Here is a 20,902-nt window from a genome sequence, read left to right as displayed (position 1 = left end):
ACGGCTGGAAGGAAGATCGGAATGGAAATTTCCACGACCGACACTGTATTGCACATCAACAATGTTACGAAGTCTTTCGGGCCCGTAAAGGCCATCCGGGAGATGCACCTGAATGTCCGGCCCGGCCGCGTGCACACGCTTCTGGGTGAAAACGGTGCGGGCAAATCCACGCTGATGAAAATCCTCGCAGGCGTCTATAAGCCCACTTCGGGCGAAATCCTGCTCGACAGACAACCCTATCAGCCAGCCAATCCGCAGGATGCCTCGGCGCGCGGCCTGACCATCGTGTTTCAGGAGCTTTCGCTGTGCAGCAACCTGACGGTGGCAGAAAACATTTTGGCGACCCGCGAGCCAGCAACGGGCGGTTTCATCAACGACCGCGCACTGCTGCGCAAGGCACAGGAAATCGTCAAGGATCTCGGCCTGCCGGTCGATGTCTCCGAAAAGGTCGGCAATCTTTCCATCGCCCAACGCCAGCTTGTCGAAATCGCCAAGGGCCTCAGCGTCGATGCCAAGATCGTCATTCTCGACGAACCGACATCCTCGCTCAGCGGCAGCGAAGCGGAGATCCTGTTCGACATCATCGGCAGACTGAAGCAACGCGGCGTCGCCGTCATCTACATCTCGCACCGCATGGAAGAGATCATGCGCCTCAGCGATGACATCACCGTCATCCGCGATGGCAGCTACATCACCACCCGTGACAAGAATGACGTCACCATCGAGGAGCTGATTGCCCTGATGGTTGGCCGCACCATGGATGAAATCTATCCGCCCCGTGATGTCCCGGCGCCAGAGCAATCCGCACAGCCGGTGCTGAAGGTCGAAGGCCTGACCCGTGACGGCGAATTCAACGACATCGGTTTCGATGTGCGGCCAGGCGAAATTCTCGGCTTTTTCGGCCTGATCGGTTCCGGCCGTTCGGAGGTAATGAATGCCATCTTCGGTATGAAGCATGCCACTGGCACGGTACAGCTCAACGGCGCAACCGTGCAGATCAAGTCGCCGGTTCGGGCGATCGAACACGGCATAGGCTTCGTTACCGAGAACCGCAAGGAAGAGGGCCTCGTCCTTAACCAGAGCGTGGGCTGGAACATTTCCATGGTAGCGCTCAAGGATTTTGCCGGAAAGATCGGTTTCCTTCGCCGCCGTCAGGAGCGCGCCGCAGCCGACATTGAGGTAAAGCGTCTAGCGATCAAGACCGCATCGATGGAGACGTTGGCCGGTTCGCTTTCGGGCGGCAACCAGCAGAAGATCGTTTTGGCGAAGTGGCTGTTAACCAAGCCGAAAGTGCTGATTCTCGACGAACCCACCCGTGGCGTCGACGTCGGCGCGAAATTCGAAATCTACAAGATCATCCGCCAATTGGCAGCGGAAGGAACGGCCATCCTGCTGGTTTCTTCCGAACTGCCTGAAGTTCTCGGCATGAGCGACCGTGTGGTCGTGATGAGCGAAGGAAAACACATCGCTACGGCGACTGGCGAAAACCTGACACCCGAGAAAATCATGGCCTATGCGACAGGATTGAAATCATGATCCAACAATCAGCTTCAAACGCTGCCTTCAAGGCGGTCCTCAAGCAGTATGGCGGGATTTTCCTCTCGCTGATCGTGCTGTGCGTCATCTTCTCCTTCATGAACCCGCGCTTCATGTCGGTAGCCAACTTCATGAACATTCTGCAGCAGGTGGCGGTGATCGCCATTGCCGCTTTCGGCATGACATGGGTGATCCTACTGGGTGAAATCGATCTGTCGATCGGCTCGATCATTGCCGTTGCAGGCATGGTCGGCGCGCAATGTTTCGCCTTCGGCCTAGGCTTCGGGCCAACCATCATCCTGACGATCATGGCCGGCGCAACTCTGGGATTTGTCAACGGCACGCTGACGGCCAAACTGCTACTGCCATCTTTCATCGTCACGGTTGCGACCATGGGCATCTACCGCGGTCTCGTCAGCCTGCCGACCAACGGTGCGCCTGCGATGATCATGGACCCGACATGGACGGCCATCGGTTCGCAGAGCTTCCTAGGCCTGCCGATCATCATCTGGATCGTCGTAGTGCTCTTCCTGTTCAACCATATCCTGCTGAGCAAGACCACATTCGGACGCCGCGCATATTTGACCGGCGGCAACCGAGAAGCGGCGCTGTATTCCGGCATCAAGGTCGACCGCATAAAGATCATCATCTTCATGATCTCCGGCGTCATGGCTGCCATCAGTGGCGTGCTGCTATCCTCGCGTCTTTATTCGGCGCAGACCAATGCGGGCATGAGCTACGAGTTGGATGCGATTGCCGCAGCCGTTCTTGGCGGTACCAGCCTTGCTGGCGGTGTCGGCACCATGGTTGGCACGCTGATCGGTGCGCTGATCATCGGCGTGATGAACAATGGCATGAACATGCTGTCGGTGCCCTATTTCTACCAGTTAATCGTCAAGGGGCTGGTGATCCTCATCGCCGTCTATCTCGACGTCCGCTCCAAGCGTGCAAAGCAGTAATCGGATCACAAGCATGTCGAAAATTCTCACCATCGGCGAAATTCTCGTCGAGATCGTTGCAACCGAACGCGGCGACGGTTTTCGCGCGTCTGTTCCGTTGATCGGCCCGTTCCCTTCAGGCGCCCCGGCAATTTTCATCGATCAGGTCGGCAAGCTCGGACAGGACTGCGCCATCATCTCGCGCGTCGGCGACGACGATTTCGGTTACGTCAATCTAGAGCGCCTCAAGGAAGATGGGGTTGATGTGTCCGGTATCGAAGTGGCGAAACAGGGCACCACGGGCAGCGCCTTCGTGCGTTACCGGGAAGACGGCAGCCGCGCCTTCGTGTTCAACATTCGAGACAGCGCCTGTGGAACCATCACCATCACCGACGCAGCCTCGCGGCTGATCGACAGCTGCACCCACCTGCATGTCATGGGCACGGCCCTTTATGCACCGAGCGTGGTCAACACCATTCTCGACACTCTGGACCGGATCAAGGCAAAGGGCGGCACGGTCTCCTTAGACCCGAACCTGCGCGCAGAAATCCTCGACACGCCCGGCATGCGCGAAGCCTTGAAGCAGGTCATCTCGAAGACCGATCTGTTCCTGCCAAGCGGTGACGAACTCTTCCTGTTTGCAGAAGCCAAGAGCGAGGCGGCAGCCGTTGCCGAATTGCTGGCAACCGGCATCAAGGCCATCGTCGTGAAGCGTGGCTCGGCTGGCGCAACCTACTTCGACACCTCGACCTCGATCGACATGCCAGCCTTCAAGGCTACCGAAATCGACCCGACCGGTGCGGGCGACTGTTTCGGCGGGACCTTCGTTACCTTCTGGCTGGCGGGCGCCGAACCCGCGGAAGCGCTGCGTTACGCCAATGCAGCAGGTGCACGTGCCGTGATGAAAGAGGGCCCCATGGAAGGGGCTTCGACCCGCAGCGAACTCGACCAATTTATTGCAGAGCAAGGAGCCTGACCCGCCATGACGCAGAACCATCTTCTCGACATCGCACAGTGGAAGAACGGCACGGGCGCACAGGGCATTCCATCGATCTGCTCTGCGCATCCGCTGGTGATTGAAGCATCGCTGCTGCACGCCCTGCGCGGCGGCCATCATCTGCTAATCGAAGCGACCTGCAACCAGGTCAATCAGGATGGCGGCTACACTGGCATGACACCGGCGGACTTTCGCACGTTCGTCGAGGAAATCGCCACAAAGGTTAGTTTTCCAATTGAAAAGCTGATCCTTGGCGGCGACCACCTCGGCCCAAATCCTTGGAAGGATTTGCCTGCGGACGAAGCCATGGCGAAAGCCAAGGTGATGATCGCAGCCTTTGCGCAGGCCGGTTTCACCAAGCTGCACCTTGATACCAGCATGGGCTGCGCGGGCGAACCCGTGGCACTGCCGGATGAACTGACCGCATCGCGTGCCGCATTGCTTGCGGCTGAAGCCGAAAAGGCCATTGCCGGTCGTGGTGGCATCGCTCCCGTCTACATCATCGGCACCGAAGTTCCAATTCCCGGCGGCGCCATGGAAGAACTTGACGTTCTGGAATTGACGACGCCCGAAGCGGCCATCAAAACCATCGACGTTCATCGCGAGGCCTTCAAGGCAGCAGGTGCAGAAGATGCCTTTGCGCGCGTTATCGGCGCAGTCGTTCAGCCCGGCGTCGAATTCGGCAACGAGAACGTCATTGCCTATGAATCCCCCAAGGCACAGGCATTGAGTGCGACGCTTGAGAAATTCGACGGTATCGTTTTCGAGGCGCACTCAACGGACTATCAAACACGCGCTGCTCTTCGCAGCCTTGTTACCGACGGCTTTTCCATTCTGAAGGTTGGCCCGGGCCTGACATTCGCGTTGCGTGAAGCCTTTTACGGTCTCGATCTGATCGCGGAGTTCCTGTTCCCCGGTAAACGTCCGGAGACACTGACGTCCGTTATGGAACGTGTTCTGACCACTGATCCGAAGAACTGGAACAAATATTATCACGGCTCCGAAGACGAACAACGTCTGCAACGCCATTTCAGCTATAGCGACCGCATTCGCTATTACTGGCCACAGCCGGATGTCGCCAAGGCTGTGAAGGACCTGTTCGACACGCTCGCCGGTGTGACGATTCCGGAAACGCTAATCAGCCAGTATCTGCAAAACAGTTATACGCTAGTGCGCGATGGACTGATCGAGCCGAACGCGAAAGCACTGGCGCTGGCGTCAGTCGATGCCGTGTTGGAAGACTATTTCGTGGCATGCCACGCCTAACCGGACAACGGGCCGCGAGACAATGTTCCGATTTCATGAGGATAATCGTCTTTTTCGCTTGCCCGAATCCCGCACGCATTTAAATCGATTAGACTGCTTTGATACAGGAGGTTGAATTCGTGGAAAAGCCACCTATCAAGACAATGGAAGACTTTTCCGCGTTTGTCGGCCTGTCACGTCCAACGGTATCGAAATATTTCAACGATCCTCAGTCTGTCAGAAGCAAGACGCGTGACAAGATCGAGGCTGCGGTCAAGGAGTCTGGCTTCCGCCCCAACATGTTCGCGGTCAATCTCAACCGTCGCCGCTCCAACATCCTCGGCGTCATCATTCCCAATTCGACCGATCCGTTCTACATGGCGCTGACCAGCCGTGTCGAAGTGATCGCCAACCAGTCGGGCTTTCTGGCGCTCGTACTGTCTTCGGATGGCAATCCCGAAATGGAAGAGTGGGCCATCGAGACCTTCAAGTCGATGAACGTTGCGGGTGCCATCATCGCACCGCTCGGCATCCAGTCGCACCACGACACCTTGCAGGCACTCGGCAAAACCATCCCGCTCATCTATGTGGATTCGCCGCTCGACGAGACATCGGCCTTCGTCGGGACAAACAACCGCCAGAGTTTCCAGCTAATCGTCGATTACCTCTGCCGCTCAGGTGAGCCGCCCTGTTATCTCGGCATGCCGCCCGTCAACACCAATGCCAAGACCCGTCAGCTTGCCTATATCGAGGCAATGCAGCAGTTGAAGATGGTGCCGAAAGTCATTCCGGTGCCGGACACCGACACATGGGACTTCGAGAAATTCGGCTATGACGAAACGCTGCGCATTTTGAACAATGGTGGCTTTCCAAGCAGCACCGTACTGTGCGCCAACGACCGCGTGGCCTTCGGTGCGATTGCCGCTGCCTATCACCTTGGCGTCAAGATCGGGCACGGGGCAGATTGCGATCTGCGTATTGCCGGTCACGATGACCACCCGCTGTCGCGCTATGCGTGCCCACCCATCACCACAGTTGCGCAGAACTACAACGAGATCGGCCGCCTGGCGATGCAGCTCTTGTTGCACAAGATCGGCGAAGAAACAGAAGCCAAAACCAGCTTTCCCGGCGGCGAACGCATATTGCTCAATGCGGAGATCATGTTAAGGAACTCTGCATAAGCCTTGCCGGTGGTCTTCGCCGGAATTTCGCCCACCAGTCAGGACATCCCTTGTCGACCACCATCCAAAATCTGTTCGCTAAAAACCACGACGCGTTTCTGTTCGACATGGACGGTACGCTGCTCAACTCCATCTCCGTCGTTGAACGTGTCTGGAGCCGTTGGGCCGTTGGCCACGGTATCGAGCCGATGTCTTTTTTAAAAACCATTCACGGGATGCGGGCGATTGATGTGGTGGTCCGCGAGTCCATACCGGGCGTCGATCCGATGGTCGAAGCCGAGCGCCTCAAGCAGGAAGAGATGGAAGATGTCGACGGCATCATTTCCATTCCTGGCGCGATACCCTTTCTGGCGTCCATTCCCGAGGACCGCTGGGCGATCGTGACATCAGCACCACGCGACCTCGCCGTTTTGCGCATGGCAGCCGCTGGCATCCCATGTCCGACGGTGATGATCTGCGCTGAAGACATCCCCAACGGCAAACCCGATCCAGCCGGATACAAACTCGCGGCTGAGAAGCTCGGATTTACGCCGGAGAACTGCGTTGTCTTCGAAGACGCACCAGCAGGCATTCTGGCAGGCGAGCGTACCGGTGCCGACGTTGTGGTGATCCACGCTACACATTCCGAACCGCATGTGACTGATCATCTGTCGATCGGCAGTTACGATGAATTGGTCCTGACCCAGGCCGGTGCCGGTGCGTTGAAGTTGGCTCTTGCACCATGAATACGGCCAAATGCGGCACCATGTGTGTTTCGGCAAGTCAGTTGACCCCACCATGGGCACCGAAGGGTAACCCCAGCCGGACAGCAAAAAAATAATACTCGTCAGCATCTTACTTCATAGCATCTGGGGTTATCCTTCCGCGCCGACAGTGGTCAGCTTTGGAAGCCGGATCACAGTGTTCGCAAGTGACACGTCCGCAGCCAACGTCTGCCGCAATGATTTTATCGAAAACAATTGAGTTCGCTGAAAACTCGATTCGGGATTTGAATTTTAATGTCGAACTTCTGCGCGGCATCAGCAGCCAGTTCCGGACCATGTCGAGACATTTATGGCCGATTTTGCCCGCTAGGCTAAAGCGCAGCTTTAGATGCGCATCACACTGGAATGATTTCGTTCGCGGCAAGCTCCCCCATAATCCATATTTGAGAACGACACAGCCTCATCGTTAGCAGCCGATACACCTGCACCGTGGTCGGAAACGACACGGTGGATCCTGGCTATATCTAATCGCCATCGACTTAATCATGCTCGGTCCAAATTTTGCGCTATTGCACACTTGTTCGGCAATCATGAAAGATTGTTCAACAGTATAGACATTATTGTCCTACCTTGATAGCCTTATGGAGAGAATTGCGCTACGACTTTGCTCGGTCGCGACTATTGGTGTTAGCGGATAATATCCGTCATCATTTGCATTGCAGAGCGAGATATCGAGGCCAATCTGAACACTATGCCGGGGGGGCGCCATGACCAATGCACCAGACACTGTTAAGCCGCTTCTTTCGGTTGAGGGTTTGAGTGTCGAATTCGGCACAAGCCGGGTAGTGGATGGTCTCTCCTTCTCAGTTGCACCGGGGAAGACCGTTGCGATTGTCGGCGAGTCGGGTTCTGGCAAATCGATTACGTCTCTATCGACCATGCGACTGGCAGATATGATGGGCGCAAAGTTTGCATCTGGCCGTATTATTTTCGGCGAGAAGGATTTGCTCAAGACTTCACAGAAGGAGATGCGCTCCATTCGTGGCAAGGAAATTGCCATGATTTTTCAGGAGCCCATGACATCCCTCAACCCGGTCTTCACCATCGGCGATCAGATTTGCGAAGTGCTGATATTGCACGAGAAGATCGGCAAAACTGCTGCGATGACCGAAGCGCGCAGGCTGCTAGACATGGTGCGTTTGCCAGATGCCGCGGAACTGCTGACACGTTATCCACACCAATTGTCTGGCGGCATGCGCCAGCGCGTCATGATCGCCATGGCGCTGGCCTGTCGCCCCAAGCTTCTCATTGCCGATGAGCCAACCACCGCTCTCGACGTGACAATTCAGGCGCAAATTCTCAATATCATGCGCGATCTGCAAAAAGATCTCGGCATGGCCATGGTGTTCATCACGCATGATATGGGCGTTGTGGCCGAAATGGCTGACGATGTTGTGGTTATGTGGAAGGGTAAGAAGGTCGAAGAGGGTTCCGTCGGACAAATCTTTGCCAATCCGCAGCACCCCTACACACGCATGCTTTTGTCCGCAGTGCCGCGTCTTGGCAGTATGACGGGTGAAGATTTCCCCAAGCGCACGCCGCTGACGGTTCTGGAAGACGGAAAGCCGAAGATTGTCGGGGAGGAGCGCGTTCAGGACACGGCGAAATATGATGAAAAGCCGCTGCTGTCGGTAAAAGACCTCTTTGTTCGCTTCGACATTCGTAAAAACCTTCTCGGCAAAGCGACGCATCGTTGCAGCGCAGTGCAGAAGGTTAGCTTCGATATCCACCCCGGTGAGACACTGGCGCTGGTGGGTGAATCCGGTTCCGGCAAATCGACAATTGGCCGCACGATCCAGCAACTTCAGGCTTCGATGGGCGGCGAGATTGCCTTTAACGGGCGCACCTTTTCTTCCATGTCTGCGGCAGAGCGTTTTCGCATGCGTCAGGAAGTTCAATATATCTTCCAAGACCCATTCGCCTCGCTTGATCCCCGCAAGACCGTGGGTTTCTCGATTGCGGAGCCAATCAATACGCATGGTCTAATCTCCGGCAACAAGGCCGTTCGCCGCCGTGTGGATGAATTGCTGGAGCGGGTGGGCCTGAGTTCAGAAGTGGCGGAACGCTATCCGCACGAATTCTCTGGCGGGCAGCGACAGCGTGTCTGCATTGCGCGCGCACTCGCGTCCGATCCCAAACTAATCATCGCGGACGAGGCGCTCTCGGCGCTGGACGTTTCCATTCAGGCGCAGATCATTAATCTGTTTATGGATTTGCAGGCGGAACGAGGCCTCGCCTATCTTTTCATCAGCCATGATATGGCTGTGGTGGAGAAAATCAGCCACCGTGTTGCAGTGCTTTATCTCGGCCAGATCATGGAACTGGGCAGTCGCCGTCAGGTCTTCGAGACGCCGATGCATGATTACACACGCCGCCTGCTGTCCGCCGTTCCGGTTGCTGATCCGACCGCGGTGCGACACACGGCGATGATTGAGGGTGAAATCCCCAATCCGGTTCGCCGTGTCGGCGACGAGCCAGCTATCCTCGCACACGAGGAAATCAATCCAGGCCACTTCATCGCAAAAAGTGCCTGAAAAACCGCGAAAAATCGCATCTATCTGAGAGGAACAGATCAATGAATACGATAAAAAGGGGACTGACGGCATTTGTAGCGCTGGCATTGTCGGGCGTTGCTTTTACCGCTGCTCCAGCTTTTGCCGCTGGCAAACTGACGATTTCCACGCCGCAAGATCCTGGCAGTTGGGACCCAATCGATACGTTTCTGGTTCAGTGGGCCGCCGTTTCCACTAATATTTTCGATGGTCTGACCTATCGCGGTCCTGATTTGAAGCTGGCTCCCGGTCTGGCTGAATCCTGGGAAGAACTGGACGAAGGCAAGCGCATTCGTTTCAAGCTGCGCCAGAACGTCAAGTTCCACAATGGCGAGCCTTTCAATGCCGAAGCCGTAAAGTTCACCTTTGATCGCCTTCTTGGCGAACAGGGCGCAAAAGGCCCGCAGCGTTCTAATTACACGGCCATCGCAAGTGTTGACGTCATCGACGAGAACACCGTGGACCTGAAGCTGAAGGCTCCAGACCCTGTTCTGTTGACCAAGCTTGCCGGTTACGGTGCCATGATCGTGCCGCCAAAGTACATTCAGGAAAAGGGCGAAGATAACTTCAACGTCAATCCTGTGGGCACTGGCGCATTTAAATTCGTGTCCTATGCGCCTAAGGTCAATATCAAGCTTGAAGCCAACGCGGATTATTGGGGCGGTGCGCCGAAGCTGTCTGAGCTGGAATATCGCTTCATCTCAGAACCTGCGACAGCCGTTGCCGAGCTGCAGGCCGGACGCGTCGATATCGTCATTCCGCCAACCATTCCAATTGGCATGCTGCCGGTCATTCAGGGCGATTCCAAGCTGGAAATCGTCAGCGTTCCCGGTCCAACGGTCGATGCACTTCGCTTCAACACACGTGATGGCATCACGGCTGATCCAAAGGTGCGCAAGGCCATCATCATGGCCGTTGATCGCGCCACCATCGTCAAATCGATCTTGGCTGGACAGGGTGCAGAAATCGCCAGCTTCCAGAGCGCGCTTTCCTTCGGTTACGATCCTGAACTGAAGCCATTGGCTTACGATCCAGCAGCAGCAAAGAAGTTGCTTGCCGAAGCTGGCGTCAAAGCTGGTGCAACGTTGCAAATCGATATTCGCGGCAATGACGCGACGATGAACGAAGTTGCGCAGGTCATCGCCAGCTATTTGCAGATGGTCGGCATCACAGCAACGATCAAGCCCTATGAAACCAACGTTCTGCTGAACGACATCATCCCGCAGGGCAAAACCGGCGCTATGTTCCAGCAGAAGTGGGGCGGCTGGACGTTCGATTACGATAACACCGCTTATTCCATGTACCACTCCGGTGAGAAGTGGAACCCTTACGACAAGGACGAAACGCTGGACAAGCTGCTGGAATCCCAGCGCCCGCTGACCGACCGCGCAGAGCGTGAGCGTATTCTGAAAGAAATCGGCAAGTACACAGCCGAAAGAGCGCTTGAGCTTCCACTATACAACACCAATGCGATTTACGGCGTCAGCAAGAAGGTCAAGGGCTTCATTGCACCGCCCGACAACCGCCTGAAGCTGACAGACGTTACCGTCGAGTAATCCATTGTTTGACGCCGCTCTTCCGGGCGGCGTCAATTCCCCGACTTTAAGGAAAAGAACGTGGCCGGTTTCCTCATCAAGCGATTGTTGCAGGCGTTTTTCGTCGTCATCGCCATTACGCTGCTCGTTTCATTTGCCGTTCGCCTGACGGGCGACCCTGCCGTGACCATGTTCCAAGGCGGCGGAAGTATGACTGAAGAGGATCTGGCGCGCATTCGCGTCGCGCTGGGCACAGACCAGCCGTTCTTCGTGCAATATCTAAACTTCCTAAAAGGCCTTGTGACCTTTGATCTGGGCAAAAGCTTTGCCGGTGGAACGCCCGTATCGCGGTTGATTGCCGACGCGTTGCCCGCCACGCTGCTGCTGGCCTTCATTTCCATGGTCGTATCGATTGCGCTGTCGATCCCGCTCGGCATCAAGGCCGCTACGGCGAAAGGCAAAGGCGTCGATCAGGCGATCCGTATCTTTTCGCTTCTCGGCCTGTCCTTCCCGAATTTCTGGCTGGCGCTGATGCTGGTGCTGCTGTTTTCCATCACGCTCGGCTGGCTTCCACCAAGCGGCATGGGCGGTTTTGTCAGCTACATCATGCCTGCGGTGACGATGGGTGTCATTCTGACCGCCACCAATGTGCGCCTCGTGCGCACGGCGATGCTCGATACGCTGCAATCCCAATATATCATGGTGGCGCGCGCCAAAGGTCTGAGCGAAAGCAAAGTGCTTTACAAACATGCTCTGCGCAATTGCGCCATTCCTTTGATCACCTATTTCGGCCTGCAATTCGGCGGCCTTCTCGGCGGCATCGTCGTTATCGAGAGGGTTTTCAATTGGCCGGGCATGGGGTCGCTGGCATTCGATGCCGTGGGTGCGCGTGATTATCCTGTCTTGCAGGCGGTTATCACTGTCCTGTCGCTGATGATCGTCGGCATCAATCTTCTGGTCGATATCGCCTACGGGCTGGTCGATCCCCGTATCCGCACGGAGTAAATGACATGGCTGCCAAGACCTCCCGCCTTTCGCGTTTTTACAGCCTTGAATTCATACTCGGTGCAACGTTAACTGCTATCATCTGCATTGCCGTTCTGTTGTCTGATGTGCTCTTTCCCGGCGGTGCCGAAAAGATTGATTTGATGGCACGCCTTGCCAAGCCCTTTGCCAGTGCCGCTCATCCGTTCGGCACCGATCCACTGGGCCGTGATGTGCTGGCACGTGTCGTTGCCGGCGGCAAAATCTCGCTGCTGGTTGGCTTCACATCCGTCATTGGCGCGGTAATTTTCGGCGTGGTCATGGGCTTGGTTGCGGGTTATTACCGTGGCTTCTGGGACATGATCGTCATGCGCTTTGCCGATATTCAGCTTGCCATGCCGTTTATCCTTCTGGCCATCACCTTCATCGCCATTGTCGGCGGTAGTCTCACCAACACCATCATTTTGTTGATTGTTTCGCAGTGGGTGCAATATGCGCGTCTGGTGCGTGGGTCGGTTCTGACGTTGCGCGAACGTGAATTTATCCTGTCTGCCCGCGCAATCGGCGTGAAGGACTGGCGCATCATCTTCCAACACTTGCTGCCGAACCTCATCGGCCCGGTCATCGTGCTGATGACGTTGAATGTTGCTAACAATATCCTGCTTGAAAGCAGCCTGACATTCCTTGGAATGGGTGTTGATCCGACCATTCCAAGCTGGGGGGGTATGCTTGCAGATGGCCGCACCTATTTGCAGATTGCATGGTGGGTCAGCGTCTTCCCCGGCCTCGCTATTCTTCTGACCGTGCTTGGTCTCAATCTTCTCGGTGACTGGCTGCGCGATAGCCTTGATCCAACTGGCAGAACTTCAAGGTAAAGCGCAATGACAGAGATTTTCGCCCAAACACTTCAGCGCAGCCTTGATATTCTGGTTGAGCAGGCCATTCCCGGCCAGTCCTTAGAAGCTTGGACATTTGACGACGTAAAGAGCCGTCGCGATGCGGAACAGCGCTTGTTGGAAAAAGGCGTCAACGCCCGCATCCGCAGCGCCTACAAGCCTTTGCTTCACGCGTTTCTGGAAGAGATCGATCTTGCTGGTGTAGAGGCGATTGAAGTTCTTTATCCCGTTCACGCCAATGCGCCTGCCAACCGTTTTCGGTTGGAAGCCTATCCGCTGGCTGCGTTGGTTGGTAATGTCAAAATCGACTTCATACCGCGTGAAGACAATGAGTTTTGGTACGATGTGACACTGACGCGGGCTGGTGGAGAACAGACCTTGGAGGTACTCGCGCCAAACCGCGTTCACGTCGATGTGGTTGGCGAAACCAATGTTTCACCAACCGGCTGGATGCGCCTTACTGGTGATGAGGTCGGTGAACGGCTGGAAACCGATTATGAGCGTTTGTTTGAAAGCACCATCGACGCTGTCGCCACGCATGATTGGGGCAATGACGAGCCCTATTTCGAAGAACTGAATATCCGTGCATTGCACCCTGCCGAAGACTTGGCGCTGACCATTGGCGATGAAGTCGTTAGCTTGCGGGAAGCACTGCACGAAGATTTCTATTTCTCGCTGCTCGAATTCTTCCAGAAGAAATCCGGGCGACCGCTGGGTGATCGCGGCTTGAAGCCTGGCCAGATCGTGCCGGAAATCGTCAAAAGCGAAGGGGAAATTTCGGTTCGCATCGAAATCAGACCACTTGGCACGACGTTTCTGGATTGCGCAGATCAGCCGATTGATACCGCTGTCGAGCCCCCGGCTGCCGACCAGATGTCCCGTCTGCTGGCCGAAATCGGTGGCGAGGCGTTTGATGCGCGGTCGCGCTCAGGCCGTAAGGTTTCCGCTCGTTACGTAAAAGGAAGCGATGCCGCTGTGATGATCAGCGGCGGGCAGCATCCGAATGAGGCGACCGGCATTGTCGGTGCCATCCGTGCGGCCCGCTCCCTCGTACAGAAAGACGGCGCACATTTCACAATCTCGCCGCTGGAAAACCCGGATGGTTATGCCATCCACCAACGCCTTCGTGCTGATAATCCACGGCACATGCATCATGCGGCGCGCTATACGGCGCTGGGGGATGATCTCGAATATCGGACAGTTGAGAATTCAGGCGCGCACCTCAACGAAAAAGCAATCCGCTTCAAGGCGCAAAAACTCAGCGAAGCTGGTCTGCATGTAAACCTGCACGGCTACCCTTCGCATGAGTGGACACGGCCATTGTCCGGTTACGTCCCGCGCAATTTCGCCATGTGGACATTGCCAAAGGGCTTCTTCCTTGTGATGCGTCACCATTCAGGATGGGCCGAACAGGCTGACGCCCTGCTGGACAAGGTCACCCGCCACCTCGGAAGCATTCCCGGACTACTGGAATACAACGACCGCCAGATAGCTCTTTACGAAATCCATGCCGGAGAAACCGGCTTCCGCATCATAAACGGATTTCCGTGCCTCTCATCCGTCGATGACCGTCACACCGTGCCGATGACGCTGATAACGGAATATCCTGACGAGACGATTTATGGCGATGATTTCATCGTCGGCCATACGGCGCAAATGGAAACGGTCCTGTCCGCATATGCTGCTTGGCAAGAGATTTCCGCAGAAATATCTGTCCCGTTAAGCTGAAAACGGTTGCTGTGCGTTCTCAAAGGACGCACAGCAAATACTTCGGCGAACTTAAAGAGCAGCGTTCTGAGCGCGCTATTGTTGTTGCAAAAAAGCTTGAGCTTTCGAAAAGTCAGGGCAGGGGGGTCGGATTCCCTCGGGGACGGATAGCCGCTGTTGTTTTCACAGGACTCGAAACAACGATATTTTAGCGCCGTGATTACTCTAGGTACGTCCCGGCCTATCTTGAGAAACGCTCGGGTGGAACACTCGCCTGATCTTTTTACGTACCCGCAAAAATCAGATATCAGGCTGCTTCTTGTCCCTGAAACCCTCATATTGAGGCGGTGAGGGCCTAGGTGAAAAAAAAGGGTGATTTTGCGGATGATAACGAGGACCAATTGGCCGTCGAGAGCGCAAAGATGGCTCTCTCCTCGTTGATGGCTGGATCGACATCCGCTATGTCTCGAAGCGTCTGGACATCGACCTTGTCGATGACGCGGATCCACCCTTGCTGGCTTAATTATTTGGCGGCTTGGACACATGCCTGCTGTCGGTGAAAAGGCGGCGTTCGGAGGGCTTGTCTACGAAGTGATGGCTCTGGACGGACACACCATCGACAAGGTTAGGATTGGCAAAGTCGGCGCGACTAGCGAAATTTCCGAGGAACAATAATGCGCTTTTGTCCGTTTCATTGCCATTTCTTATGTGATGATAGGATAAAATCATACCTGACGCCAAAAGAATTTCATCCAGCTATTCTTGTGCGGACGGCTGGACCACCTTTTTTATCCTACGCACGTTAATGGCCTCGGACTGATGTGAAACAGCAAATCGAATGACCCCGAAGGCGTTACAAATGCTTGTATCCCGTATCAGCAAGTGGACCAGCCTCCTGACGACACGCAAGCTTTACCAGAAGGAGTTTTCGTGGCTTTGGTTCGGGACATTGGGCGTCACAGAGGAGAGCAAATGCCGATGACGATTGCTATTCGTCGGCCACAAACAGCACCCGCTGTGATCAAACGAGCGCCAGAATACGTGCCGGGCCACCTGTCCCACCCCGGTGGGTTGGTGCTCCGACGATGATGGTTGCCCCTTTGACCGGCAGGGCTTCAAGATTGTTAAGGCCTTCGATGCCATAGCGGCCAGCTGGAAGCCACGAGTTATGGACCGCGAAGTCGGAGGAATTGCCCGGATCCAACGAGAGTGTATCGACGCCGATTGCGACCGTATCGAGCTTCAGCAGCAAGTCGGTTGCCGACTTGCCGAAGCCGGGAAAGGCGAATTTACCAGCGTCGTCGTTGCGAAAGGCTGGGCTTTTTACTTTTGTCGCCCAGCCAGAGCGCAGAGCCACGACTGCACCTGCCGGAATGTCACCGTTTGTGCTCATCCACCGCTCGATATCCGCCGCTTCAATGGTCGAGTTGGCATCCTCTTTGGCGCGGTCCGTGATGTCGATGATAATCAGGGGCGCGACCAGTTTTTGTGGTTCCAACTGATCAACGCTGGCGCCGTCGGCGCTGAAGTGGAACGGGGCGTCGATGTGGGTTCCTGTGTGTTCGAAAATTGTCAGTTTATGGAGCTGATATCCGTCCTTGGTGATATCGGCAGCCCATTCAAACTCGATTCCGGGCTTGCCATCAAATGTCGGAAACGCTGCGTCATAGATATGCGAGAGATCGACAACTTTGCTGGCTGTCTGAGCAAGTACCGGCGTCGCCAAATTGCTCGCGCCCAATGCGACACCCGCTAACGCCGCACCTTTAAACAGCATACGCCGCGATAGCATGTTTTTCTTCACGCCTTCGATTACGCATTGATTGCACATCCGCTCGTCCCTCCGTTGCAAACCTTATGTCGTGACGGTACCTCAAAACCGGCATGAAGCAAGAGCGGTGATCTTAAAGGTTGCAGATCCAATAGAAAGACATTCTGCCTTTTCGCCTGTGTAATGGGTGACCGGTTGCCCGCTAGCGACGTTGAGCAACTTTGAGTTGTAATAGGTCTGGCAGCTGGGCATGACTTACTTCAATTGATGAAGAAGGGTTTCGATGGGCGCAGATTGTGGCAGAGCAGGCGGGTGATCGAGTTTTGCCCGCATCCGGTAGGTCGGATCCCTGGAATACCAATCAAGCAACGCGGATGCGACTTCGATGGCTCTTATGTCAGTTCTTTCTACTCCGTTCTCCTCGCACCACGCAATGTGAAATCGATCAATTTCTTCAAGGTCATGTGACGATAGCAGGGTGGCAGAGCGGGATGAGGAATTCTGATCCATGTCTCACCGAATATAGGCGGTTTCTACATTTTCCCTAAAACCGTTTTGAATTCATTTTGTTCCAGCATCCGTACGGCTGGAAAGCTGTGTGTCTGGACAAAAGGCGGCGCTGGCATCTCCGCAACCGCAGCGCTGCTAGCAACGGGACTAGCGCTTAAAGGCCGGTGACGATGCTGGACTGCACCCCCAACCATGTAGCAGATCGAAAATCGGTGGGACCGAACCCTCGACCTCGTTTGAGATGGCATAATCTTGAGCCAAGTCGGCGTCGCCTGTCAGGATTGCAGCCACAGGCAGGCGGATGCCAAGATGGGCGGCGTCTCACAGCAAGCGATTGTGACGAACAGTAGGCCTCGCAGCCGGAACACCAAAACATGCACCTGACTGCGTTAGCGGTACGGCACCGTCGTCACGGCACTGATGGGTTGTTATCGTTTGCGTCCTTGACGATCAGAGCGAGGAGCCCGGGCAACGCCGCTTCGATTTCGTGGCGGCACAGAGGGGCGGCTCTACTGTTTCCCCTGTCGACCTGACTGATCAGGCCCGCCTCTCGCAGTATCCGGAAGTGATGGGTGAGTGTTGCCTTCGATACCGGCAATCCAAACGACACGCAGGTTCGTTCAGTTCCTTCAGGCGCGATCGACAGTTCCGCGATCACGCGTCGTCGATGCGGGTCTGAAAGGGCGGCGAGCACAACTCCCAGATCGAGAGGCGCTTTTTCCATATTTCCATTCTGCAGCACTGGAATTCCCTAGGTATGACTTGTATCATACCTTCTTCGTTGATAGGTACGATTTCAGTCTTACCAAAGGAGCGTACAAATGTCGAACAATGCATTTTCTCTGCCCGAGCCTGATCCGGCAGAAACCGGACCTTACGCTGTGGTGGGTGAGGCACGAGCAAAACCTGGCAAGGCCGATGCGCTTGAAGCCGTACTCGTTTCGCTTGTTTCCCCAACGAGGCTGGAAGACGGAGCGTTGGAGTACCACGTTCATCGGGACCGGCACGACACTGATCTATTTGTGTTTTATGAGGTATGGCAAAGCAAGGAGAAACTTATTCAGCATCTTCAGGCGCCTTACATAATCGCGTTTCTTGAGGGTCGTCACGAGTACCTCGCGAACGAAATGACAGTTCGCTGGCTGAAAATGGCGAGTGCATACGCGACGCAAAGCGCACGCTCGCAATAAAGACGTTCAGGTCAAAAGCAGTGACGCGCCGGTTCCCGACGCCTCCCAAGACCGCCAGTACAAATGAGGCTGAGGCATGGCTGCAATCGCAGCCTTGGCGTTGCCATCGTTGCCGAACAAGATGTATTCAGCCAGGTCAGCAGGTGGATGCCTTATCCGCGGGCGCACGTTCTTAAGGTCCATTTTTCAAAGCCTCAATGCCGTATGGTTGGTGGAGGAGACACCCGCCCCGGTTTCAGCGATAGTCTATATGTTCTCATTGCTGAGGGAGCCACGATGGCTGTTTATCGGGTTGCATGGTGTCCCGTTTCACGTTAGGTGCACAGACTTATCGGAGATGCAATTTGCAATTACCTGACCCGGAATATCCCGGGGGAGCCAAACGACGGCGAGGGCGCTCTATCTGGCCTTGGCTGTTATTGCTCGCTGTCATGCTTCTGGCGATTTATGCTTACGGACAGGCCGTCGCGGCTTGGGACGATATGGTCAGGATGTGGCGGGACCTCGTTCAGCTTTTCTGGTGGATAATTCCTGACGAACGGTCAGCGAGCTAAACTTGGGCCTGCGGATTGGTCGGCGTGGAGTGCTAGAGGGCGCGACGAGAAACGTGATGTGTCTCCAACATTCTGCCCTGTTATATGTACTATAATCTTCTCTTGAACGGCGCTCATTGAGATAACTGATTGGATGCGCCGAGGGCTATGGGAGCATAGTTGCTCAATAGGAGTGTGTCAGGCCAACTCGGTGGCACCATTACCTATGACTGGTCGCCAGCGGGTGTCGTCGTTCTGGTGAAGCTCAGTGGAGAGAAGCTGGCCAAGTGATGGCCGGCTATCCTATAACTCGCAATGCCAACCGGATTTACGGATAGGCAGAACCATTTAAAAAGCTCTCGTGCAGCAGTAAACTGGTCGATCTTGTCTGAAGGATTTCGCGACCTATCTCATTTTCTCACGACGATGGAGCGACGAGATGGAAGAACTGGTGGCTAATTTTCTGTTCGACAAAGCTGTCGAAATTATTCCTCCGGAAGCCAAAGAGAACAGGTCGGATGCCCGCATTTGTCTGTGCTGCCGACGCTCAAACTGCTGGATAGACGACGACGGCTGTGGAATCTGTGAGGAGTGTATCGCGGCGTAAGTCCGTGTGTTCATCGCAGCCACCTATGTCGCGCTTGGGCGCATTCAGTGTGGCTCGATGTTTCCAAGAATGCTTGGGACCGCCCTATGCGCATCATCACAGCTCTCGAGACCTATCTTGTTCTACAGGTGCGCCGCGATTATTGGGGGGCGGCGGCATATTATTCGTTCTCACATGTTAGACCACTGACGAATTGTTCTTGGCGCGGTTTTTGGTACACGAAGAAATTAATCAGCCCGCAAACGAATACGGAAATTTTCTTCGCGGACCTTCAAGCGATTTCGTAGAGGAATTCCCATACGAGATCCGCGAGGATGCTCGCTTGCTCATCGCTCATGTAAGCGGCCGTTTCCACCGCAATAGCCTCTACGTCACCCCGATCAACAGCGATCAGGTCGAGGATCCTCGCGAATTTGATTGTCAGTTCCGGATCGCTAGCAAACTCATCTATGGTTACCGTCAGCAAGCTTTCGGTCGCGTCAATCACCCGAGTCTGGATGCTGTCGGGAGAGGTGGATAGCGCTCTTACTGCTTCGAACAGACGTGCGCGTGCCTCGGGATATTTGACGTCCATGGTTTTTACCTTTTCCATTATGGTGGGAAGTCTGGACGCGCGTTCGATGTCGGCCACCGATTGTGGAGGTCGTTCAACAGCGAAAACATGACTGCTACAAACTGTTCCATAACACGACGGACACGTTACGGTTCGTTTTTATCGTTGTATCACCTGAAATAAAAAAGCAGGCACTCATCCCAATGCAACTATGCGATTTCCGCATTGCTGCGCTGCAATAACGTCTATTTATTGTGCGCTACGATAGAATATCGTGGCTTTATCGAAGTGATGCACCTCCTCCCGCAGAGCTTCGTATTCAGACGGCCCACTCCTCCTCCCAAGGGTCTTCTGTTGGAACAGCGGCAATTCTCCTCCCAGTCGTTGTTCGTTTCTTTTCCGAAAGCCTGCCGCACCTCCTCCCGCGGCAGGCTTTTTCGTTTCAGTGCCGGCTGCATCGAGGTCCCAGATTGAGCTGCCGGTCATGCCTGCTCTCGTAGGTTGAGCGAGGAAAGGGTAATGCCCGAAGCCGCACCGCCCGCTTAACCAGCAGCACCGAAGCAAAACGGCGATATCCTAAGATACTTCTATACCGACAGAGAACTGGAAGCCCGCGGCGTGCACGACATGAATCGGCAGTTCTAGACCTGCTTCACGTGCCTTTGAGCGCAATCGCCGAACCACTGCGTCAAGACTACGGGTTTCGGGGCTAAGTTCTCTGTACCCCATGGCGCGTGAGAGATCTGCTCTGGAAACGATGCGGCCACTAGCTTCGGCCAAGCACAAAATCAACTTCGCTTCCCGGCCGGACAGCCTGATCTCTGTACCTTCGGGCGAGATGAGGCGTTGGCTAGCGCAGTCTACACGCCATTTCGAGTGCGACTGATTTGGTAACTGCTCTGTGGTCGTGACGCGCTTAATACGATCTGAAAGATTTTTAATCGCAAAAACCAACTCGTCTCCGTCGACCGGTTTCGTCAGATATAAATTTGCTCCTTCAGCATAGCCTCGAATTTTGTCGTCACGTAGCGTTCGAGCGGTTACGATAATGACTCCCATATGGGTTCTCTCGGCCAATGATCGCGTAATCTCGTAGCCGTTGGTGTCCGGCAGGTTTATATCGACGATCGCAACGTCGAAAACGTCAGTGGTAACTGAAAGCGAAAACTCTGCACCATTGGCAACTGGCGTTACCGAAAACCCGTTCAGACGAAGAAAGTCTGTCAGGCCTTGCCGCAGATCGAAATCGTCTTCAACAAGAATAACGCGGACGCGTTGGTTACCAATTGTCTCGTTCATCTTTAAGGCTTTTGACAAGGGACTAAAAACTCTATCACGCAAATGATCAAACTCCCTGCGCACAGCACTGTTCGCAGCGTGGCAGGCATTGAATAGTACCCCCG

The 20,902-nt window shown here is 55.1% G+C and carries 18 protein-coding genes and 2 pseudogenes; 14 read left to right on the top strand and 6 right to left on the bottom strand.

The window, feature by feature from the left end:
- Positions 1 to 21: 21 nt before the first annotated feature.
- From RMR16_RS16905 to RMR16_RS16850, 12 genes and pseudogenes are all read left to right on the top strand, one after another.
- Positions 22 to 1,536 carry a sugar ABC transporter ATP-binding protein gene (locus tag RMR16_RS16905; protein ID WP_320199831.1) on the top strand — a complete coding sequence of 505 codons (1,515 nt, stop codon included), beginning with the start codon at positions 22 to 24 and terminating at the stop codon, positions 1,534 to 1,536.
- Positions 1,533 to 2,495: an ABC transporter permease gene (locus tag RMR16_RS16900; protein WP_320199830.1), complete on the top strand. Its 963-nt coding sequence runs from the start codon at positions 1,533 to 1,535 to the stop codon at positions 2,493 to 2,495. The genes RMR16_RS16905 and RMR16_RS16900 overlap by 4 nt, the downstream gene beginning before the upstream one ends.
- Before the next feature lie 13 nt (positions 2,496 to 2,508).
- Positions 2,509 to 3,450 (top strand): tagatose kinase, encoded by a 942-nt coding sequence (locus tag RMR16_RS16895; RefSeq protein WP_320199829.1) that lies wholly within the window; start codon positions 2,509 to 2,511, stop codon positions 3,448 to 3,450.
- A 6-nt stretch (positions 3,451 to 3,456) separates the two neighbouring features.
- Positions 3,457 to 4,737: a D-tagatose-bisphosphate aldolase, class II, non-catalytic subunit gene (locus RMR16_RS16890; RefSeq protein WP_320199828.1), complete on the top strand. Its 1,281-nt coding sequence runs from the start codon at positions 3,457 to 3,459 to the stop codon at positions 4,735 to 4,737.
- Positions 4,738 to 4,880: 143 nt separating this feature from the next.
- Entirely contained in the window at positions 4,881 to 5,897 is a 1,017-nt protein-coding gene (locus RMR16_RS16885; protein ID WP_320199861.1) for a LacI family DNA-binding transcriptional regulator, read from the top strand.
- 50 nt (positions 5,898 to 5,947) lie between these two features.
- A complete protein-coding gene (locus RMR16_RS16880; RefSeq protein WP_413785990.1) occupies positions 5,948 to 6,622 on the top strand; it encodes an HAD family hydrolase in 675 nt (224 codons plus the stop codon).
- A 746-nt stretch (positions 6,623 to 7,368) separates the two neighbouring features.
- A complete protein-coding gene (locus RMR16_RS16875; RefSeq protein ID WP_320199827.1) occupies positions 7,369 to 9,195 on the top strand; it encodes an ABC transporter ATP-binding protein in 1,827 nt (608 codons plus the stop codon).
- A 41-nt stretch (positions 9,196 to 9,236) separates the two neighbouring features.
- On the top strand, positions 9,237 to 10,769 hold the full coding sequence (locus RMR16_RS16870) for an ABC transporter substrate-binding protein (RefSeq protein ID WP_320199826.1): 1,533 nt from the start codon (positions 9,237 to 9,239) through the stop codon (positions 10,767 to 10,769).
- A gap of 60 nt (positions 10,770 to 10,829) precedes the next feature.
- Positions 10,830 to 11,753 carry an ABC transporter permease gene (locus tag RMR16_RS16865; RefSeq protein ID WP_320199825.1) on the top strand — a complete coding sequence of 308 codons (924 nt, stop codon included), beginning with the start codon at positions 10,830 to 10,832 and terminating at the stop codon, positions 11,751 to 11,753.
- 5 nt (positions 11,754 to 11,758) lie between these two features.
- A complete protein-coding gene (locus tag RMR16_RS16860) occupies positions 11,759 to 12,607 on the top strand; it encodes an ABC transporter permease (RefSeq protein WP_320199824.1) in 849 nt (282 codons plus the stop codon).
- A 6-nt stretch (positions 12,608 to 12,613) separates the two neighbouring features.
- Positions 12,614 to 14,356 (top strand): M14 family metallopeptidase, encoded by a 1,743-nt coding sequence (locus RMR16_RS16855; protein WP_320199823.1) that lies wholly within the window; start codon positions 12,614 to 12,616, stop codon positions 14,354 to 14,356.
- Between the two features lie 498 nt (positions 14,357 to 14,854).
- Positions 14,855 to 15,010, top strand: a pseudogene (locus RMR16_RS16850) (transporter associated domain-containing protein); the annotation flags it as partial.
- A 346-nt stretch (positions 15,011 to 15,356) separates the two neighbouring features.
- Here the strand turns inward: RMR16_RS16850 and RMR16_RS16845 are convergent.
- From RMR16_RS16845 to RMR16_RS16835, 3 genes and pseudogenes are all read right to left on the bottom strand, one after another.
- The gene (locus RMR16_RS16845) at positions 15,357 to 16,166 is read right to left on the bottom strand and encodes a cyclase family protein (protein ID WP_320199822.1); all 810 of its coding nucleotides are present in this window, start codon (positions 16,164 to 16,166) and stop codon (positions 15,357 to 15,359) included.
- 639 nt (positions 16,167 to 16,805) lie between these two features.
- Positions 16,806 to 16,984: pseudogene (locus RMR16_RS16840) on the bottom strand (nucleotidyltransferase family protein); the annotation flags it as partial.
- Positions 16,985 to 17,025: 41 nt separating this feature from the next.
- The gene (locus RMR16_RS16835; protein ID WP_432354904.1) at positions 17,026 to 17,340 is read right to left on the bottom strand and encodes an ArsR/SmtB family transcription factor; all 315 of its coding nucleotides are present in this window, start codon (positions 17,338 to 17,340) and stop codon (positions 17,026 to 17,028) included.
- Between the two features lie 97 nt (positions 17,341 to 17,437).
- Here RMR16_RS16835 and RMR16_RS16830 point away from each other — a divergent pair, with 97 nt between their 5' ends.
- Positions 17,438 to 17,806 carry a putative quinol monooxygenase gene (locus RMR16_RS16830; protein WP_320199820.1) on the top strand — a complete coding sequence of 123 codons (369 nt, stop codon included), beginning with the start codon at positions 17,438 to 17,440 and terminating at the stop codon, positions 17,804 to 17,806.
- 972 nt (positions 17,807 to 18,778) lie between these two features.
- A complete protein-coding gene (locus RMR16_RS16825; RefSeq protein WP_432354902.1) occupies positions 18,779 to 18,946 on the top strand; it encodes a hypothetical protein in 168 nt (55 codons plus the stop codon).
- A gap of 271 nt (positions 18,947 to 19,217) precedes the next feature.
- Here RMR16_RS16825 and RMR16_RS16820 read toward each other — a convergent pair whose 3' ends face one another.
- The 3 genes from RMR16_RS16820 to RMR16_RS16810 form a co-directional block, all read right to left on the bottom strand.
- The gene (locus tag RMR16_RS16820; RefSeq protein ID WP_320199819.1) at positions 19,218 to 19,577 is read right to left on the bottom strand and encodes a hypothetical protein; all 360 of its coding nucleotides are present in this window, start codon (positions 19,575 to 19,577) and stop codon (positions 19,218 to 19,220) included.
- Positions 19,578 to 19,748: 171 nt separating this feature from the next.
- Positions 19,749 to 19,985, bottom strand: a complete 237-nt coding sequence (locus RMR16_RS16815; protein WP_320199818.1) for a hypothetical protein — start codon at positions 19,983 to 19,985, stop codon at positions 19,749 to 19,751.
- Between the two features lie 90 nt (positions 19,986 to 20,075).
- Positions 20,076 to 20,798 (bottom strand): response regulator transcription factor, encoded by a 723-nt coding sequence (locus RMR16_RS16810; protein ID WP_320199817.1) that lies wholly within the window; start codon positions 20,796 to 20,798, stop codon positions 20,076 to 20,078.
- Positions 20,799 to 20,902: the final 104 nt, after the last annotated feature.

Source organism: Agrobacterium sp. rho-13.3, assembly GCF_033957765.2.
Lineage (GTDB): Bacteria > Pseudomonadota > Alphaproteobacteria > Rhizobiales > Rhizobiaceae > Agrobacterium.
The sequence above is the reverse complement of the archived record's forward strand: the minus strand, read 5'-3'. Positions and strand labels throughout refer to the sequence as shown.

What these genes read in the sequence shown, in the direction of transcription:
- RMR16_RS16905 (WP_320199831.1), top strand. Translation starts at nt 22, where the DNA reads ATGGAAATTTCCACGACCGACACTGTATTGCACATCAACAATGTTACG.
- RMR16_RS16900 (WP_320199830.1), top strand. Translation starts at nt 1,533, where the DNA reads ATGATCCAACAATCAGCTTCAAACGCTGCCTTCAAGGCGGTCCTCAAG.
- RMR16_RS16895 (WP_320199829.1), top strand. Translation starts at nt 2,509, where the DNA reads ATGTCGAAAATTCTCACCATCGGCGAAATTCTCGTCGAGATCGTTGCA.
- RMR16_RS16890 (WP_320199828.1), top strand. Translation starts at nt 3,457, where the DNA reads ATGACGCAGAACCATCTTCTCGACATCGCACAGTGGAAGAACGGCACG.
- RMR16_RS16885 (WP_320199861.1), top strand. Translation starts at nt 4,881, where the DNA reads ATGGAAGACTTTTCCGCGTTTGTCGGCCTGTCACGTCCAACGGTATCG.
- RMR16_RS16875 (WP_320199827.1), top strand. Translation starts at nt 7,369, where the DNA reads ATGACCAATGCACCAGACACTGTTAAGCCGCTTCTTTCGGTTGAGGGT.
- RMR16_RS16870 (WP_320199826.1), top strand. Translation starts at nt 9,237, where the DNA reads ATGAATACGATAAAAAGGGGACTGACGGCATTTGTAGCGCTGGCATTG.
- RMR16_RS16860 (WP_320199824.1), top strand. Translation starts at nt 11,759, where the DNA reads ATGGCTGCCAAGACCTCCCGCCTTTCGCGTTTTTACAGCCTTGAATTC.
- RMR16_RS16855 (WP_320199823.1), top strand. Translation starts at nt 12,614, where the DNA reads ATGACAGAGATTTTCGCCCAAACACTTCAGCGCAGCCTTGATATTCTG.
- RMR16_RS16845 (WP_320199822.1), bottom strand. Translation starts at nt 16,166, where the DNA reads ATGTGCAATCAATGCGTAATCGAAGGCGTGAAGAAAAACATGCTATCG.
- RMR16_RS16835 (WP_432354904.1), bottom strand. Translation starts at nt 17,340, where the DNA reads ATGGAAAAAGCGCCTCTCGATCTGGGAGTTGTGCTCGCCGCCCTTTCA.
- RMR16_RS16830 (WP_320199820.1), top strand. Translation starts at nt 17,438, where the DNA reads ATGTCGAACAATGCATTTTCTCTGCCCGAGCCTGATCCGGCAGAAACC.
- RMR16_RS16825 (WP_432354902.1), top strand. Translation starts at nt 18,779, where the DNA reads ATGGAAGAACTGGTGGCTAATTTTCTGTTCGACAAAGCTGTCGAAATT.
- RMR16_RS16815 (WP_320199818.1), bottom strand. Translation starts at nt 19,985, where the DNA reads ATGACCGGCAGCTCAATCTGGGACCTCGATGCAGCCGGCACTGAAACG.
- RMR16_RS16810 (WP_320199817.1), bottom strand. Translation starts at nt 20,798, where the DNA reads ATGAACGAGACAATTGGTAACCAACGCGTCCGCGTTATTCTTGTTGAA.